This is a genomic window from Streptomyces synnematoformans, assembly GCF_039531005.1.
GTDB classification, from domain to species: Bacteria; Actinomycetota; Actinomycetes; order Streptomycetales; family Streptomycetaceae; genus Streptomyces; species Streptomyces synnematoformans.
The window spans coordinates 1-14,375 of the sequence record NZ_BAAAPF010000190.1; the positions used below are offsets into that span (position 1 = coordinate 1).

Annotated in this window: 18 protein-coding genes and 1 pseudogene; 12 read left to right on the forward strand and 7 right to left on the reverse strand. The window is 71.9% G+C overall.

Annotated features, from left to right (window positions below):
* Positions 1 to 493 (forward strand): SCO6745 family protein (locus ABD317_RS24145; RefSeq protein WP_425582421.1); only part of this gene is annotated, 493 nt, incomplete at its 5' end.
* 188 nt (positions 494 to 681) lie between these two features.
* A complete protein-coding gene (locus ABD317_RS24150) occupies positions 682 to 1,443 on the forward strand; it encodes an N-acetyltransferase (protein ID WP_344292011.1) in 762 nt (253 codons plus the stop codon).
* A 92-nt stretch (positions 1,444 to 1,535) separates the two neighbouring features.
* On the opposite strand, the gene ABD317_RS24155 is transcribed toward ABD317_RS24150, so the two are convergent.
* From ABD317_RS24155 to tnpA, 4 genes are all read right to left on the reverse strand, one after another.
* Positions 1,536 to 2,030, reverse strand: coding sequence for a mycothiol transferase (locus tag ABD317_RS24155; protein ID WP_027756319.1), 495 nt, complete (start codon positions 2,028 to 2,030; stop codon positions 1,536 to 1,538).
* Positions 2,031 to 2,157: 127 nt separating this feature from the next.
* Entirely contained in the window at positions 2,158 to 2,292 is a 135-nt protein-coding gene (locus ABD317_RS24160) for a hypothetical protein (RefSeq protein WP_344292012.1), read from the reverse strand.
* A gap of 54 nt (positions 2,293 to 2,346) precedes the next feature.
* Positions 2,347 to 2,946, reverse strand: a complete 600-nt coding sequence (locus tag ABD317_RS24165) for a TetR/AcrR family transcriptional regulator C-terminal domain-containing protein (RefSeq protein WP_344292026.1) — start codon at positions 2,944 to 2,946, stop codon at positions 2,347 to 2,349.
* An 18-nt stretch (positions 2,947 to 2,964) separates the two neighbouring features.
* Positions 2,965 to 3,381 (reverse strand): IS200/IS605 family transposase, encoded by a 417-nt coding sequence (tnpA, locus tag ABD317_RS24170; RefSeq protein WP_344292013.1) that lies wholly within the window; start codon positions 3,379 to 3,381, stop codon positions 2,965 to 2,967.
* 25 nt (positions 3,382 to 3,406) lie between these two features.
* On the opposite strand from tnpA, the gene ABD317_RS24175 reads away from it, so the two are divergent.
* Positions 3,407 to 4,630, forward strand: coding sequence for an RNA-guided endonuclease InsQ/TnpB family protein (locus ABD317_RS24175; protein WP_344292014.1), 1,224 nt, complete (start codon positions 3,407 to 3,409; stop codon positions 4,628 to 4,630).
* 69 nt (positions 4,631 to 4,699) lie between these two features.
* Positions 4,700 to 5,320: pseudogene (locus ABD317_RS24180) on the forward strand (MFS transporter); the annotation flags it as partial.
* Between the two features lie 37 nt (positions 5,321 to 5,357).
* On the opposite strand, the gene ABD317_RS24185 reads toward ABD317_RS24180, so the two are convergent.
* Positions 5,358 to 6,392, reverse strand: coding sequence for a hypothetical protein (locus ABD317_RS24185; RefSeq protein ID WP_037783635.1), 1,035 nt, complete (start codon positions 6,390 to 6,392; stop codon positions 5,358 to 5,360).
* A 104-nt stretch (positions 6,393 to 6,496) separates the two neighbouring features.
* Between ABD317_RS24185 and ABD317_RS24190 the strand changes: the two genes are divergently transcribed.
* A complete protein-coding gene (locus tag ABD317_RS24190; RefSeq protein ID WP_344292015.1) occupies positions 6,497 to 7,231 on the forward strand; it encodes a class I SAM-dependent methyltransferase in 735 nt (244 codons plus the stop codon).
* 36 nt (positions 7,232 to 7,267) lie between these two features.
* On the opposite strand, the gene ABD317_RS24195 is transcribed toward ABD317_RS24190, so the two are convergent.
* Positions 7,268 to 7,741, reverse strand: a complete 474-nt coding sequence (locus ABD317_RS24195) for an ATP-binding protein (protein ID WP_344292016.1) — start codon at positions 7,739 to 7,741, stop codon at positions 7,268 to 7,270.
* 166 nt (positions 7,742 to 7,907) lie between these two features.
* On the opposite strand from ABD317_RS24195, the gene tgmA reads away from it, so the two are divergent.
* The 6 genes from tgmA (at position 7,908) to ABD317_RS24225 (ending at position 12,306) form a co-directional block, all read left to right on the forward strand.
* Positions 7,908 to 8,162 (forward strand): putative ATP-grasp-modified RiPP, encoded by a 255-nt coding sequence (gene tgmA, locus ABD317_RS24200; protein ID WP_344292018.1) that lies wholly within the window; start codon positions 7,908 to 7,910, stop codon positions 8,160 to 8,162.
* Positions 8,162 to 9,142, forward strand: a complete 981-nt coding sequence (gene tgmB, locus ABD317_RS24205; RefSeq protein WP_344292019.1) for an ATP-grasp ribosomal peptide maturase — start codon at positions 8,162 to 8,164, stop codon at positions 9,140 to 9,142. The genes tgmA and tgmB overlap by 1 nt, the downstream gene beginning before the upstream one ends.
* Positions 9,139 to 10,287, forward strand: a complete 1,149-nt coding sequence (gene tgmC, locus ABD317_RS24210) for an ATP-grasp peptide maturase system methyltransferase (protein WP_344292020.1) — start codon at positions 9,139 to 9,141, stop codon at positions 10,285 to 10,287. The genes tgmB and tgmC overlap by 4 nt, the downstream gene beginning before the upstream one ends.
* Positions 10,288 to 10,302: 15 nt before the next feature.
* Entirely contained in the window at positions 10,303 to 11,109 is an 807-nt protein-coding gene (locus ABD317_RS24215) for a hypothetical protein (protein WP_344292021.1), read from the forward strand.
* 115 nt (positions 11,110 to 11,224) lie between these two features.
* Positions 11,225 to 12,064 carry a helix-turn-helix domain-containing protein gene (locus ABD317_RS24220; protein WP_344292022.1) on the forward strand — a complete coding sequence of 280 codons (840 nt, stop codon included), beginning with the start codon at positions 11,225 to 11,227 and terminating at the stop codon, positions 12,062 to 12,064.
* A complete protein-coding gene (locus ABD317_RS24225) occupies positions 12,061 to 12,306 on the forward strand; it encodes a DUF397 domain-containing protein (RefSeq protein WP_344292023.1) in 246 nt (81 codons plus the stop codon). The genes ABD317_RS24220 and ABD317_RS24225 overlap by 4 nt, the downstream gene beginning before the upstream one ends.
* A gap of 267 nt (positions 12,307 to 12,573) precedes the next feature.
* Here ABD317_RS24225 and ABD317_RS24230 read toward each other — a convergent pair whose 3' ends face one another.
* Positions 12,574 to 12,903, reverse strand: a complete 330-nt coding sequence (locus ABD317_RS24230) for an ArsR/SmtB family transcription factor (protein ID WP_344292024.1) — start codon at positions 12,901 to 12,903, stop codon at positions 12,574 to 12,576.
* A gap of 89 nt (positions 12,904 to 12,992) precedes the next feature.
* On the opposite strand from ABD317_RS24230, the gene ABD317_RS24235 reads away from it, so the two are divergent.
* Positions 12,993 to 14,171, forward strand: coding sequence for an MFS transporter (locus ABD317_RS24235; protein WP_344292025.1), 1,179 nt, complete (start codon positions 12,993 to 12,995; stop codon positions 14,169 to 14,171).
* Positions 14,172 to 14,375: the final 204 nt, after the last annotated feature.

Genomic DNA, 14,375 nt, shown 5'->3' on the forward strand with positions numbered 1-14,375 from the left:
CGCCGACGCCGCGCACACCGCCGGCCGCCCGCCGGCCGCGGCCAACGCCGCGCTGCCCTGGCCCGAGCCGCCGCACCTGCAGCTGTGGCACGCCGCGACCGTCCTCCGCGAACACCGCGGCGACGGCCATCTCGCGGCGCTGCTCGCCGCGGACCTGGACGCCGTCGAGTCACTGGTGTCCTTCGCGGCCGTCGGCGCGGCCGACGAGGAGACCTTCGCCAGCCGCGGCTGGAGTGGCGCCGAGTGGGCCGCCGCCCGGTCCCGGCTCGCCGCCCGCGGGCTGGTCACGGAGGACGGCACCGCCACGGACGCCGGCCGGGAGCTGCGCGCCGAGGTGGAGCGGCGCACGGACGAGCTGGCGACGGCCCCGTGGCGCGCGATCGGCGCGGACGGCGCGGAGCGGCTGGCGGAGCTGCTGGGCGGGCCGTGGCTGAAGGTGCTGGGGTCGGGATTGCTGCCGGCGGAGAACACGCTGGGCATCGGCAAGGGGTGAGGCGGCGGGGGAGGGGCGGCGCGCAGCGTCTTCCGTCCGTACGGGCGTGGGCCGTGTGCGGGGCGCGCGGGCCGTCCCATACGCACCGCCCCGCAAGCCCGCCACCGCGGCCCGGCCGCCGCGCCCTTACCGCCGCGCCCCCTCCGCGGCCCACCGCCGGGCACCCCCGCCTCGCTACACTCCGCCGCATGGAGCCGATCCGCGTCACCAGTCTCGCCGAACGCCCGGAACTTCGCGCCCGGCTCTGGGACATGGCCGACTCCTGGCCGGAGTTCATGACCCAGGACCACGTCGCCAACGCCCTGCACGAGCGCATCTGCGCGGCCTTCCCGGAGCACGTGCACGTCGGCACCGACGACTCCGGCGCGGTGGTCGCCCGCGCGTTCGCCGTGCCGTTCGCGCTGCGCGGCGCGGGCCGCGACGGCACGCTGCCGGGCCGCGGCTGGGACCAGGTCCTCGTCTGGGCGTTCCACGACCGGCGGTACGGCGTCGAGCCGGACACCGTCAGCGCCATCGAGATCGCCGTCGACGCCGGAGCGCAGGGCCGCGGGCTGTCCGCCGTCATGCTCGGCGCGATGCGGTCCGCCGCCGCGGACCGCGGCTTCACCGAGGTCGTCGCCCCCGTACGCCCCAGCGCCAAGCACCGCGAGCCGCACACCCCGATGCCCGAGTACGCCGCCCGCACCCGCGCCGACGGCCTCCCGCACGACCCCTGGCTCCGCGTCCACGTCCGCGCCGGCGGCACCCTCGCCACCCCCGACCCGGTGGCCCCGGCGTCGATGGTCATCGCCGGCACGCTCGCCGAGTGGCGTACGTGGACGGGCCTCCCCTTCGACTCGGAGGGCTGGACCGACGTCCCCGGCGCCCTCGCCCCGGTCCGCTGCGAACCGGACCGGAACTGGGCGGTGTACGTGGAACCGAACGTCTGGGTCCGCCACCAACTGCACTGAAGCGACCGCCCCCCGGCGGCCGCGACCCGGCGACGCTGTTCGAAACGGGCCGGGACGCTCCGCCGCCTACCGCCCCCGCCCTGCCGCCCCGGTCAGCGGCCGGTGGCGCCGTCCAGCTGTTCGCGGAGGATGTCCGCGTGGCCGGCGTGGCGGCCCGTCTCCTCGATCATGTGCGTCAGCGCCCACCTGACGCTCGGTGCCGGCTTCCCCGGCCGCGGGCGGGGGACCGGCGCACCGAGGTCGTCGCACCCGTCGAGGACCTCGTTCGCCGCCGCCACCGCCCCCCGGTAGCGGGCGACGACGGCGGCCGCGGAGTCCTCCGCCGGGGCCCGGAACGTCGCCTGCCAGTCGGTCACCTGGTCCCCGAGGAACATCGCGCGCTCCACGTGCGTGAGGTGGTGGAGCAGGCCCAGCAGGTTCGTACCCGACGGCACTCCCGCCGTCCGCACCTGCGGTTCCGGGGCGCCCTCGACCTTCGCGGCGATCGAGGTCCGCAGATAGTCGAGGAACCCGCGGAGCGTCTCGGCCTCGGTGCTTCCGGTACGGGGCGGCGGGGTGTCCCGGCGGCGGGATGCGGCGGTCGCCATGGTGGCTCTCCTCTCGGCGGTGGCCGGCTGCCAGTGTGGACAGCCGGGCCCACCGACCGCGAGATCTGTTGCCGTTACGGCAAACACGCCCCGTGGCCGGCGGCCGTTCCGCCGGCAAGCGACCCGTCTATTGATCACGTGAGCGGGTGTAGGTGAAGAAGGCTGCCCCGCTGTCCAGGACGACGTGGTCTGTGAGGTGCCAGAGGAGCGGGTCGAAGGCGGCCGTGCGGCCGAAGAGGGGGACGCCGGTGCCGATGGTCAACGGGCCCAGCTTGACGATCGGCTGGTCGATCCTGCCGTACAGGGTGCCCGCCGGTCAGAGCTGTGCTGCCAGGCCGTCGAGGAGGTAGGCCAGCCCGGCGCGGTAGCTGCCGTCCCAGTCGTCGTCGTAGAGGTAGCCGTTCGCGGCCAGGGTCGGGTACCGGTCCCCGGCCGCCTGCAGCTGCTCCTGCCCCAGGCGGCGCTCCTCGTCGGTGACGTGCAGGGCGGTCTGCGCCGAGGCGGAGCCCAGCACGTGGTTGTAGAGCGCCCAGGTCGACGCCGAGAGGCCGGGGCCGGTGAAGCCGGCGCGGGCGAGCGTCGCCTGGAGGATCTCCATCTGGGCGAGGAAGTGCGGTCCGATGGCGGGCCGCCGGCGCGCCGGCACGGCGGCGGCCCAGGGGTGGCGCAGCAGCGCGGTCCGCCAGCAGGCCAGGACCGCGGTGACGTCGTCGCGCCAGTGCTCGGCGCGGCCGGTGCCCGGCTGCGGCGGGACCTCCCCGAAGATGGCGTCGACGGCGAGGTCGATCACGTCGTCCTTGGTGTCGACGTGCCAGTAGAGCGACGGTGCGACGACGTCGAGCCGGTCCGCGAGCCGCCGCATGGTGAGCCGCTCGATCCCTTCCTCGTCCAGTACGGCCACGGCCGCCTCGACGATGCGGGAGCCGGGGAACGCTCATACCGGCCAGTTCTGCTGCTCGATGTAGTGCCTGACCACGGTGAGCGGGGCGGTGCCGACGGTTCCGGCGAAGGAGGAGCCGGACCACAGCTTGTTGGCCCGCCAGTAGTGGCGTACGAGGTCGGGAAACTCCTGGCGCAGGCGGCGTGAGGAGACGCCCTTGAGGGAGTTGCCCAGCTTGGTCACGGCGACCTTGGGCGGGAAGTTCACCAAGAGGTGGACGTGGTTGTCCTCGCCGATGAATTCCACCAGCTCGCACTCGAAGTCCGTGCAGACGGATCGCATGATCTCCTCCATGCGCCTCAAGTGGGCATGGGTGCACGCTCTGTGCCGGAACTTGGTCACGAAGACCACATGCACTTGCATCACGAAAGCACAGTGCCGACCAGTTCTGATCTTCTGCATCTCGCCCATAACCGACGTATGTATCGTGACGGTCATGCAGCTCCGGTACGCCTTCAGGCTGTACCCGAACTCCGGTCAGCAGCAGGCGTTGGCGCAGGCATTCGGGTGCGCCCGCGTCGTGTTCAACGACGCGGTGCGTGCCCGCGAAGACGCCCGCAAGGCCCAGCAGCCGTTCCCGAAGATCGGCGAGCTGTCCACCCGCCTGATCACCCAAGCGAAGCAGACCACCTCACGCTCCTGGCTGGGTGAGGTCTCCGCGGTCGTCCTGCAGCAGTCCCTGCGCGACGTCGAGACCGCATATCGCAACTTCTTCGCCTCCCTCAAGGGCACCCGCAAGGGCGCCAAGGTGGGCGCCCCGCGCTTGAAGTCCCGCAAGGACACCCGGCAGTCGATCCGGTTCACCGCCAATGCCCGCTGGAACATCACCGATAGCGGCCGGCTGAACCTGCCGAAGATCGGTCCGGTGAAGGTGAAGTGGTCCCGTGCCCTGCCCGCCACCCCCACGTCGGTCACCGTCATCAAGGACGCGGCCGGCAGGTTCTTCGCCTCCTTCGTCATCGACACCGACCCCGCCATCGATGCCGCCCGGATGCCCGACACCGACCAGGCCATCGGCATCGACCTGGGCCTGACGCATTTCGCCGTCCTGTCCGACGGCACGAAGATCGACTCCCCCAGGTTCCTGCGCCGCGCGGAGAAGAAGCTGAAGAAGGCCCAGCGGGAACTGTCCCGCACACAGAAGGGATCCAAAAACCGGGAGAAGGCCCGCCGCAAGATTGCCCGCGCCCACGCCAGGGTCAGCGACGCGCGCCACGAGTTCCACCACCAGCTCTCCACCCAGCTGATCTGCGAGAACCAAGGGATCGCCGTGGAAGACCTGTCCGTGGTGGGATTGGCACGCACCAGGCTGGCCAGGTCCGTGCACGACGCCGGATGGTCATCGTTCATCAACATGCTCCAGTACAAGGCGGAGCGGTACGGACGCACCCTGGTGAAGATCGGCCGGTTCGAGCCGACCTCCCAGATCTGTTCCACCTGTGGCGTCCAGGACGGACCCAAGCCCCTCGATGTCCGGGAGTGGACGTGTGCCGCCTGCGGCGCGGTCCACGACCGGGATGTCAATGCCGCGATCAACGTGAAGACGGCCGCCGGACTGGCGGTATCGGCCTGTGGAGCGCCGATAAGACCAGAACCCGTTCTGGCACAGCGCGAAGAAACAGGAAGCCATGGATTCCCGACCCAAGCCCGTGCCGCGTAGCGACACGGCAACGGAACGGAAGGCCAGAATCCTCGGGCTTCAGCCCGAGGTGCAAGTCAATACACCCAGACCGTCCTGGGCTACTCGCCCGTCGAGGCCGGCCTGACCCTGCTCCTCAACGCCCTCGCCGCGCTCCTCGCCTCGACCCTCATCGCCGGACGGCTGCACGGCCGCGTCACCCCGGCGGCGCTGATCCTGCCCGGGCTGCTCGCCGCGGCCGGCGGGATGCTGCTGCTGACCCGGCTGACGCCCGAAAGCACGGACGTCTTCTGGCTCTACCTGCTGCCCGCACTCGTCCTCACCGGCCTCGGCCTCGGTCTCGTCATGCCGCCGACCGCCAGCCTGGCGACCGCCGACATGCACCGGCAGGACATCGGGGCCGCCTCCGCGGCGTACAATGCGGCCCAACAGCTCGGCGCCGCCCTCGGCACCGCCCTGCTCAACACCCTCGCGGCCAGCGCCGCCGTCTCGTACCTGGCCGCACACCCCCGGGCAACGCCGGCCGCGGGCACCGTACACGGCTACACCACCGCGCTCGCCGTCGCCTTCGCCATCCTCCTCGCCGCCGCGCTCCTCACCGCACCTCTCCTCCGCAACCGCCGAGCGCGGCGGCACCCCCGCGAGCGGGAGCGAGGCGAGGGGACCGCCGGCGACAAGGACACGGGCGACGAGACGGCACCCGTCGGCTGAGGCGGGTGCCGAGGTGTGCCGGCGGGTGCCGGCAGGCTCAGGCCGCGGGGAGGTAGCGGGAGAAGAACGGCACCGTCCTGGCCACCTGGACGCGGGCGTTCTCCCGCGCGTCCACAAACGCGCGCACCTCGGTCTCCCCGTCCAGATACGCCCACGGGAACTCCCGCACGTCCGTGCCGATCAGCTCGAACTGCCGCAGCGCCTCCTCCCACCGCCCGCACCGCACCAGCGCCAGGGCGAGGTGGTTGCGGATACGGGCGGCGTCCCGGTCGCCCGCCTCGTACCCGGCGCAGACCTCCAGCGTGCGGTCCACGGCCGCGTTCACCCGCTGCCGGGGCACGGGGCCGCGGCGGCCGGGGTGTTCGGTGAGGTACTCCGTCACCGCCTCGATCGGCAGCGCGGCCAGCAGCCGCCCCGGCCGGGCACGGGCCGCCGCCGTCTCGGCGAAGTCGAACATCTCCTCGTGCGAGCCGTACCACTTCGCGCAGAGGTACTGCAGGGCGCTGGAGTGGCAGCCGTAGTGGTCGGGGTCGCAGTCCATGACGTGCAGCAACAGCTCGTCGAAGTCCCGCCGGGGCGCCTGGATGCCGCGGGCGTGGTGCAGGGCGACACTCCAGGGCACCGGATCGCCGGGGTTGAGTTCCACCGCCTTCTCGATGACCGGGACGGCCTGGTGCAGGGTCCGGAAGAAGATTTCGAACTGCTTGCGGGAGACGTGCTGGGCACGCGCGCTGGTACGCGCCTCCCAGGCGAGGCAGATCTCCAGCTCCGCCGCGACGAGCGCGGCGTCCGGGTCGTCGCCGTCCTCCGCCCGCCAGGCCCGCAACCACCGGGGCCGGGCCAGGGCGACCTCGGCGAGCCTGCCCACGCACTCGCCGCGCCGCTCCCACGCCCGGCGCCGGCGGGTGTCGGCGAGCAGTTCACGGGCCGGGGCGTGGTTCCCGTCCCACGCCGCGGCCAGCACCGGCCGCAGCACGGGATCGGGGCGGTCGACGCTCAGCTGGGTCACCGGCGGCAGCGAGGCGCCGACGGAACGCAGGTGGCGGACCACGCGGGGGAAGGCAAGGAGCATAGGCAGACGCGACATACCGATGTGACCAGGCAGACCCGGCCAGGGTTGCCCGTGGCACATCACGGCTGCACAACGCCCGCAGCCCCACGGGTTAGCATCCGCTGGTGCTGCATGGCGAGTTCCGTGATCCCCTGCTGGTGGCCGTCTACGACGCCGAGTGCCCGTGGACACGTGAGGACGACTTCTTCCTCGGCGTGGCCGGTGAGACCCCGGGAGGGAGGGTGCTCGACCTGGGCTGCGGTACGGGGCGGCTGGCTCTGGGCCTGGCCGCGGCCGGCCACGCGGTCACCGGCGTCGACCCGGCCCGTGCCTCGCTCCAGGCGGCCCGCGCCAAACCCGGCTCCGCACGGGTGACCTGGGTGGAGGGAACCTCGGCGGACCTGCCCGACGCGGTGTTCGACGTCGCGGTCATGACGAGCCACGTCGCCCAGTTCTTCGTCACGGATGAAGAGTTCGACCGTGCTCTCGCCGACCTGAGGCGCGCCCTCGTGGCGGGCGGGCGCCTGGCCTTCGACACGCGGGACCCTGCGGCACGGGGCTGGGAGGCGTGGAACCCGATCGACTCACACAGACGGTTCGAGCTGGCGGACGGGACCGTGGGCACGGCCTGGACCGAAGTCACCAGCGTCATCGACGGCGCGGTCTCCTTCACCCAGCACTACATCTTCCCCGGCCACGAGCACCGGCAGAGCACCGCGACACTGCGATTTCGGACGGAGCAGGAGATCCGCGCGGCGCTGCACACCGCGGGTTTCCAGGTCGGGCACATCTACGGCGGCTGGAACCGGGAACCGGTCGGCGACGGAGACGGCGAACTCCTCGTGATCGCCCACAACTGATGTCCAGTGGCGGGCGGTGGTGTGATCACCGTCTGATCAGCGAGATGATCCGAGAGCAACGGCCTGGCCGGGCAGGTCCAGCTCCGCGCGGACCGTCTTGCCGACCGGCACCCGGTCCAGCACCGCCCACCGGTCGGCCAACTCGCCGACGAGCAGCAGCCCACGGCCCGACTCGCCGTCCGGTACGGGCACCGCGCCCACCTGCCCAGGACCGGGCGGCCACCGCCACCCCAGGGCGTCGGACACCTCGATCCGCACGGCGCTCCCGAGGAGCGTGAGCCGCAGCTCGAAGTCCCGCCCCGGCACGCGCCCGTGGGTCACCGCGTTCGCCGCCAGTTCCGCGACGACGGCGGCTGCGTCGCGGACGGTGGCGGTCTGCGGGACAGCCCAGGCGTGGAGCTGGACGACCGTACGGTGGCGCGCCAGCCGGGCACCCAGCGGGGTAGAGCTGAAGAGCTGGGTGAACACACGTACGGTGACGGGCGGGGGCGGCGTGGGGGTTGCGGTCATGCCCCGAATCTGGCCCCGGAAACGGGCGGTTGGCCAGGGCGGATGCGTGTACGCGCCGAACGGTACGCGGCGGTGGTGTGGACAGTATTAGTCACTCCCCGTGATGATGGGTGAGTGCTCAACGCACAGCCTTGTTCCTGCCGCCTCTGCTGAGGAGAAGCCCGTCATGCCTGGCGAGACCGACATCCGCCCGTGGGGACTGACCCGCATGCGTCCGTACCCGGCCACAGCCGTGCTGCCCGCGGTCGAGATCGTCCTTGACCCTGACACGCAGACCGGCCGTTGGAGCGACGCGGGCGGCACGCCGGTGCCGGCGATGGACCGGCACAAGCGCTCAGAGACCTCCAGGGAGACGTCCACGCGAACGAGCTTGGACGGCAACACGGACCAGGGCAGCGATCAGGAAGGCGACAGCGACTGATGCCGCCCACGCCGCGCGGGGGCGCGACGGTGCTGGTCGCCACCCGTCTCGACGACGCCAGCGCCGACGAGGTGATCACGGAGCTGAACCGGCGACGGGTGCCGGTGGCTCGCGTGGACCCCGGTGACTTTCCCGAACGCGTGGCCATGAACGCCGAGTTCGGCAGTGACGGCCTGGCAGGCACACTGTCCACCCCGAGCCGCCGACTGGATCTGGGCCGGGTGCGGTCTGTGTACTGGCGGCGCCCACGCCCCTATTCCGCCCCGGAGTGCGCGGCCGGGCAGGACGCCCGCTGGGCGGTCGCTCAGGCCCGCTACGGGCTCGGCGGTGTGCTGGCGGCCCTGCCCGCCGCCCGCTACGTGAATCATCCCTGGCGCAACCGTGACGCCGAGTACAAGCCCGCTCAACTCGCCACCGCCGCCGCCTGCGGCCTCAACGTCCCGCCTACGCTGATCACCAACGATCCACTCCGCGCCCGCGCCTTCGCCTGTGAGTATCATCCGGTGCTCTACAAGCCGCTGCGCGAATCCGAGTACCACGATGCCGCTGGCCGGGCGCTGGCCGTCTGGGTAGCAGATGCCCCGGCTGAGGCCATCGGCGATGGTGTGGCCGCCACCGCCCACCTGTTTCAACGACGCGTGGACAAGATCGCGGACGTCCGGCTGACCGCGGTGGGAGACCGGCTCTTCGCGGTGCGGATCGATGGTTCCCCCGGGGTGGACTGGCGCCGTCACTACGAGAACCTGACTTACACGCTCATCGACACCCCTGGCGCGGTGACCACGGGGGTACGCGCATATCTGGACACCTTCGGACTGGCCTTCGGAGCCTTCGACTTCGGGTTGGACGCGCACGGTCGATTCTGGTTCTACGAATGCAACCCGAACGGGCAGTGGGCGTTCTTCCCCGCTCCTATCACCAGGCTCCTCACCTATGCCCTAGCCGATCACCTCCAGTACCAGGGACAGGAACGGTCATGACCCTCACCGCTCAGGGACTGCGCGAAGAACTTGCCGAGACGATCGCAGCCGCGGGTGGTCCGCACGACCCCGCGTGGCTGGATGCCGTCGCGGCCGTCCCCCGGGACTCGTTCCTCGGTACGGCCTTCTTCCGTCCGACCGGCACCGCGTGGGAGCCGGTGCATCGTGACGGGCTCGCCCCAGAGGACTGGCTGCGGCTGGTCTATCGGGACGCCACGCTGGTGACCCAGGTCGACGGCATCGACGCCGCCCACGCGACCGGATCTGTCTCCGGCAGCCCGACGTCGTCCAGCACGCTGCCCTCGCTGGTCGTGCGGATGCTGGAACTGGCCGGCATCACCGAAGGACACAAGGTGCTGGAGGTCGGCACCGGCACCGGCTACTCCACCGCGCTCCTGTCCCGCCGGCTCGGCGACGCGCAGGTGTACTCCGTCGAGTACGACCCGGGCATCGCCGCGCTCGCCGCCGAGCGACTCCACGGCGCCGGATGCCATCCCCGCCTGATCGTCGGCGACGGCCTCGCCGGCCACCCCGCCGGTGCCGAATACGACCGCATCGTCGCCACCTGCGCGCTGCGCAGCGTGCCGCCGCCGCTGCTGTGGCAGCTGACCGACACCGGCAGCCTCACGTTCGCCCTCGGCGGCTGGATGCACGCCTCCGGGCTGGTCAGCCTCACCTCCGCCGACGACGCCGACGAGGACACGGCAACCGGGCGCTTCACCGGCGAGACCGTCTCCTACATGCTCGCCCGCCCGCACCGGCCACCGCCCCGGCCGAAGTTCTTCCGCCACGCGGGCCAGACCCGTCAGACCGCGATGGACCCGGCGCTGACCCAGAGCTGGACCGGCCGCTTCGTCGCCCAACTCGCGGCTCCGTCTGCCGAGATGACGACCACCGGCGACGGCGTCACCCTGGTGGACACCGCAACGGGCTCCCAGGCGTGGACGGAACCTCACGGCGACGGCTGGCGGGTGCACCAACACGGGCCGCTGCACCTGTGGGATCAGGTCGAGACCGGCATCACCGCCTGGCAGCAGGCGGGTGCTCCCGGACAGGAAGAGTTCGGCATGACCGTCACGGGTGATGGCATCCAGACCGTATGGATCGGCGAACCGTCAGGGCCGTCCTGGATGCTCCCGGCGTGATGTGTACTGACGTCCATGACAGACAGCTTTCCCAGCCCTGGGTTTCGGCCGCTGATCCACCGCTACACAGGTGAGCTGAAAGCTGGATGCCGGCCCACCCGGCGTGGGTTCGATTCGGACGTTACAGTCCTGGTCGAGTGTGAGAAGGGGCCGTTCTTCGTCAAGGCGATGCGCAATCGGCCTGGCGGCCGACGGGATTCGATCATCCGGGAGGGGCTGATCAACCCGTACGTCCGGGACGTCTCCCCGGCTGTGCGGTGGCGGGCAGAGGACGAGGACTGGGTCGTTCTCGGCTTCGAGGCCGTGGACGGGCGGCCGGCGGACTTCGCCCCGGGTTCGGCGGACCTGCCCGCGGTCGTGGGTGCCGTGGATCGCCTTGGGGAGTTGGGTCTGCCGGAGGTCGCCCGCGAGTGGGCGGAAACCCGCTGGGACCGGTTCACCGCCGATCCGGGCGAGGCGGAGCTGTTCCGGGGGGACGCGTTGCTGCACACCGATATCAACCCGAGCAACCTGCATATCGGCGCCGAGCGGGTCTGGGTGGTCGACTGGGCGTGGCCCACCCGCGGGGCGGCGTTCATCGATCCCGCCATGCTCGCCGTCCAACTCGTCTCAGCAGGGCACAGCGCTGAGTCGGCCGCATCCTGGGTCTCCCGCTGTACGGCATGGAGGGAGGCCGACCCTACGGCCCTCGACGCCTTCGCCGCCGCCACCGTACGCATGGACCGCGCGTTCGCGGCCCGCAAACCCGACGCCGCCTGGCTTGGCGCGATGGTTGCGGCAGCCGAGGCGTGGGCCGTTCATCGCGGGGTGCGTGTGGGCTGAGGCGCGTACGCGTCTGACTGTACGCAGTGACGTGATGGACAGTATTGGTTACTGTAAGTGATTATCGCAGTGCTGAGTGTTCAAGGCGGGCCGGGTGAGTGGGAGGTGGCCGCTGATGGTCGGGGATGTGAGCGGCGCGGGGAGTTGCGGGAGTGAGCCGGAGCCCTCGGAAAGCATGCGGACCTTCGGCGCGACGCTCCAAGCGTTGCGAGAACACGCGGGGTTGACCCGGGAGCAGCTCGGGGACGTCGTGCGGTACTCGAAGCACACGGTGGCGTCGGTTGAGGGCGGGCGGCGGATGCCGCCGCCGGGCTTCGTGGAGCGGGCGGAGCCCGCGCTCGGGGACACGGGTGCGCTGCGGAAGTCGGCGAAGCACGTGGTGCGCAAGCCGGGGCTGGCGCGGTGGTTCCGGGAGTTGGCGAAGCTGGAGCGGGAGGCGATCAGTCTCTATACGTACGAGTGTCGGCTGATCCCGGGGTTGTTACAGACGGAGGCGTACGCGCGGAAACTTTTCGAGATTGAGCTTCCGCCCCTGGGCGACGAGCAGATTGACGCCCGATGGGAAGCGCGGTCGGCGCGACAGCGGCTTCTGCGGGAGCGGCCGAACACGGCGTTTAGCTTCATCCTTGATGAGCACCTGTTTCAACGCCGCATGGGCGATACAGAGGTTGCACGCGACCTGATCGGCCACATCACGGGGATCGCTGAGCTGCGGAATGTTCAGATCCAAGTGATGCCGCCGGTGGCGCACTGTGGGTTGCACGGTCCTCTCGTGCTGCTGGAGACCGCTGAGAACCAGTGGTATGCGTACGGTGAAGGGCAGGAGAGCGGCCAACTGATCATTGACCAGAAAGTGGTCAGCGTGCTCCAGCGGCGGTATGCCAGGATGTGCGCGCAGGCTCTCACCCCCGAGGACTCCGTGAGCCTGCTGCAGCGGATGCGAGGAGATCTATGAGCACCTCCGACCTGGCCTGGTTCAAGTCCAGCTACAGCAGCACCAGCTCTGGCGACTGCATTGAAGTCGCCGTCGCCTGGCGCAAGTCCAGTCACAGCAGCGGCTCCGGCGACAACTGTGTCGAGGTCGCCGCCTGCCCCGACACCATCCACGTCCGCGACTCCAAGGACAAGAGCGGCCCCCAGCTCACCTTCACCCCCGACGCCTGGGTCGACTTCGTCGCCTTCGCCCGGCAGTTCTGAACCCATCCCTCCGGGCCTCGTCGGCCGGGGCCGGGGACCGTCCGGTCTGTCCGGTGCGGACCGGTGGTTCCGCCTGGCGGTGGTGTCGCCCGACTTCTCCCGTCCGCTACAGCCCCGCCTTCGCGCACGGGCAGACGGCGACCTTCGGCCTTCAGGGCGCCACCCTGGCGAGGGCGACGGCGTAACCGGAGCAAGCCAGCCGACCCGCCGCCGGTGCGTGGCGGGGGGCGCACGCCGGGGGAGGTGACGGGTGCGGCGCGGCGTGGGTCAGGCGGGTTTCGGCGGGGGGTGGGAGGCGCCGTTCAGTACTGAGTCGAGCAGGCCCGGGAACCGTTCGTCCAGGTCCTGCCGGCGCAGCCGGACCAGCCGGGTCCGGCCCTGGACCGTCGTCCACGTGACGCCCGCCTCGCGCAGCACCCGGTAGTGGTGCGACATCGTCGTCTGGTGCACGTCGAGGTCGCCGCCGATGGCGTTGCAGCTCTCCTCGCCGGTCGCCGCCAGCCGTAGCACGACCTCCAGCCGCACCGGGTCGGCGAGCGCACGCAGCACGTCCACCATCCGGAGCGACTCGGCCGTGGGCTGGGTCACCTCGCGCATCGTCTTCCCCGCTCCTTCCGCACCTGCCCCAGCCTACCCACGCATTGATACATGGACAACTATCCATGTGTTCTCTACAGTGCCGTCCCGTGACCAGACAGCTCCTCCCCCTCGCCCTCGCCACCTTCGCCGTCGGCACCGACAGCTACGTCATCGCCGGCCTCCTCCCCGCCATCGCCGCCGACCTCGGGGTGTCCACGCCCGCGGCCGGGCAGCTCGTGACGGTCTTCGCCCTCACGATGGCCGTGTCCGCGCCGGTCTTCGGGGCGCTCACCGGCGGCCTCGACCGGCGGACGACGCTGCTGATCGCGCTCGGCGTCTTCGTCGTCGGCAACGCCGCCACCGCCCTGGCCACCGGCTACGGGACCGCCATGGCCGCCCGCGTCGTCACCGCCGTGGGCGCCGGCGTCATCAACTCCGCCGCCTCCAGCACCGCCGCCGCGATCGTGCCGCCCGAGCGGCGCGGCCGGGCGCTCGCGTTCGTGCTGGGCGGGCTGACGCTGGCGACCGCGCTCGGGCTGCCGCTCGGCACGCTGATCGGCCGCGCCGACTGGCAGGTCACGCTCTGGGCGGTCGCCGGGACCGGGCTGGTGGCGGCGGTCGGCGTCGCCGTCGGGCTGCCCGCGGTGCGGCTGCCCGCCGCGTCGCTCGGCGACCGGCTGCGCCCGCTGGTGCGGGGCGGGGGCGGCCGGGTGCCGGTGCTGCTGGCCGTCACCACGCTGGCCTTCCTCGGTACGTACACGCTCTACACCTACATCGCGCCCGCGCTGCACGACGCCACGGACGGCGACGAGTCGCTGCTGACGCTGGTCCTGCTGGCCTGGGGCGTCGGCGTGCTGGCCGGGAACACCGCCGCGGGGCGGCTGGTCGACCGCCGCGACCCCGCCCGCGTGCTCACCGGGGCGCTCGCGCTCGCCGTCCTCGCGCTGGCGCTGACGCCGCCGGCCACGCGCGCGCTGATACCCGCGCTGGTCTGGGCGGCGGTCTGGGGCGTGGCCGTCGGCCTCGTCGTCGTACCGCAGCAGCACCGCCTCGTCGCACTCGGCCCGGCCGCCGCCCCCGTTCTGCTCGGGCTCAACTCCTCGGCCCTGTACGCCGGGATGGCGCTCGGCGGCGGGCTGGGCGGGCTGGTGCAGGAGTGGTTCGGGCTGGGCCCGGCGGGGCTGGGGCCGGTGGCGGCGGGGGTCGCCGGGGTGGCGCTGCTGTGGCACCTGGCCACGTCCCGGGCGGCCCGGACGCGGGTGGCGCGGCGGGTTGTGCAGCGTTGAACTCTTCGCTAGAAACCCGGACTCGGGCGCGGCGTTCGTGTCCGTCGACCGGGCGGAAGTCTACCCGTAGGCGGTTAGCATGCGGATGCCGGGATCCGGCCGGGGTCCCGGCTTTCGCCGGGGAGTGCCTTGATACGAATACGCCGCCCGCGGCGGCGGCACCGCCCGCGCGCCGCGGAGGCCGCCGCGCCCGCCGCCCGTCCC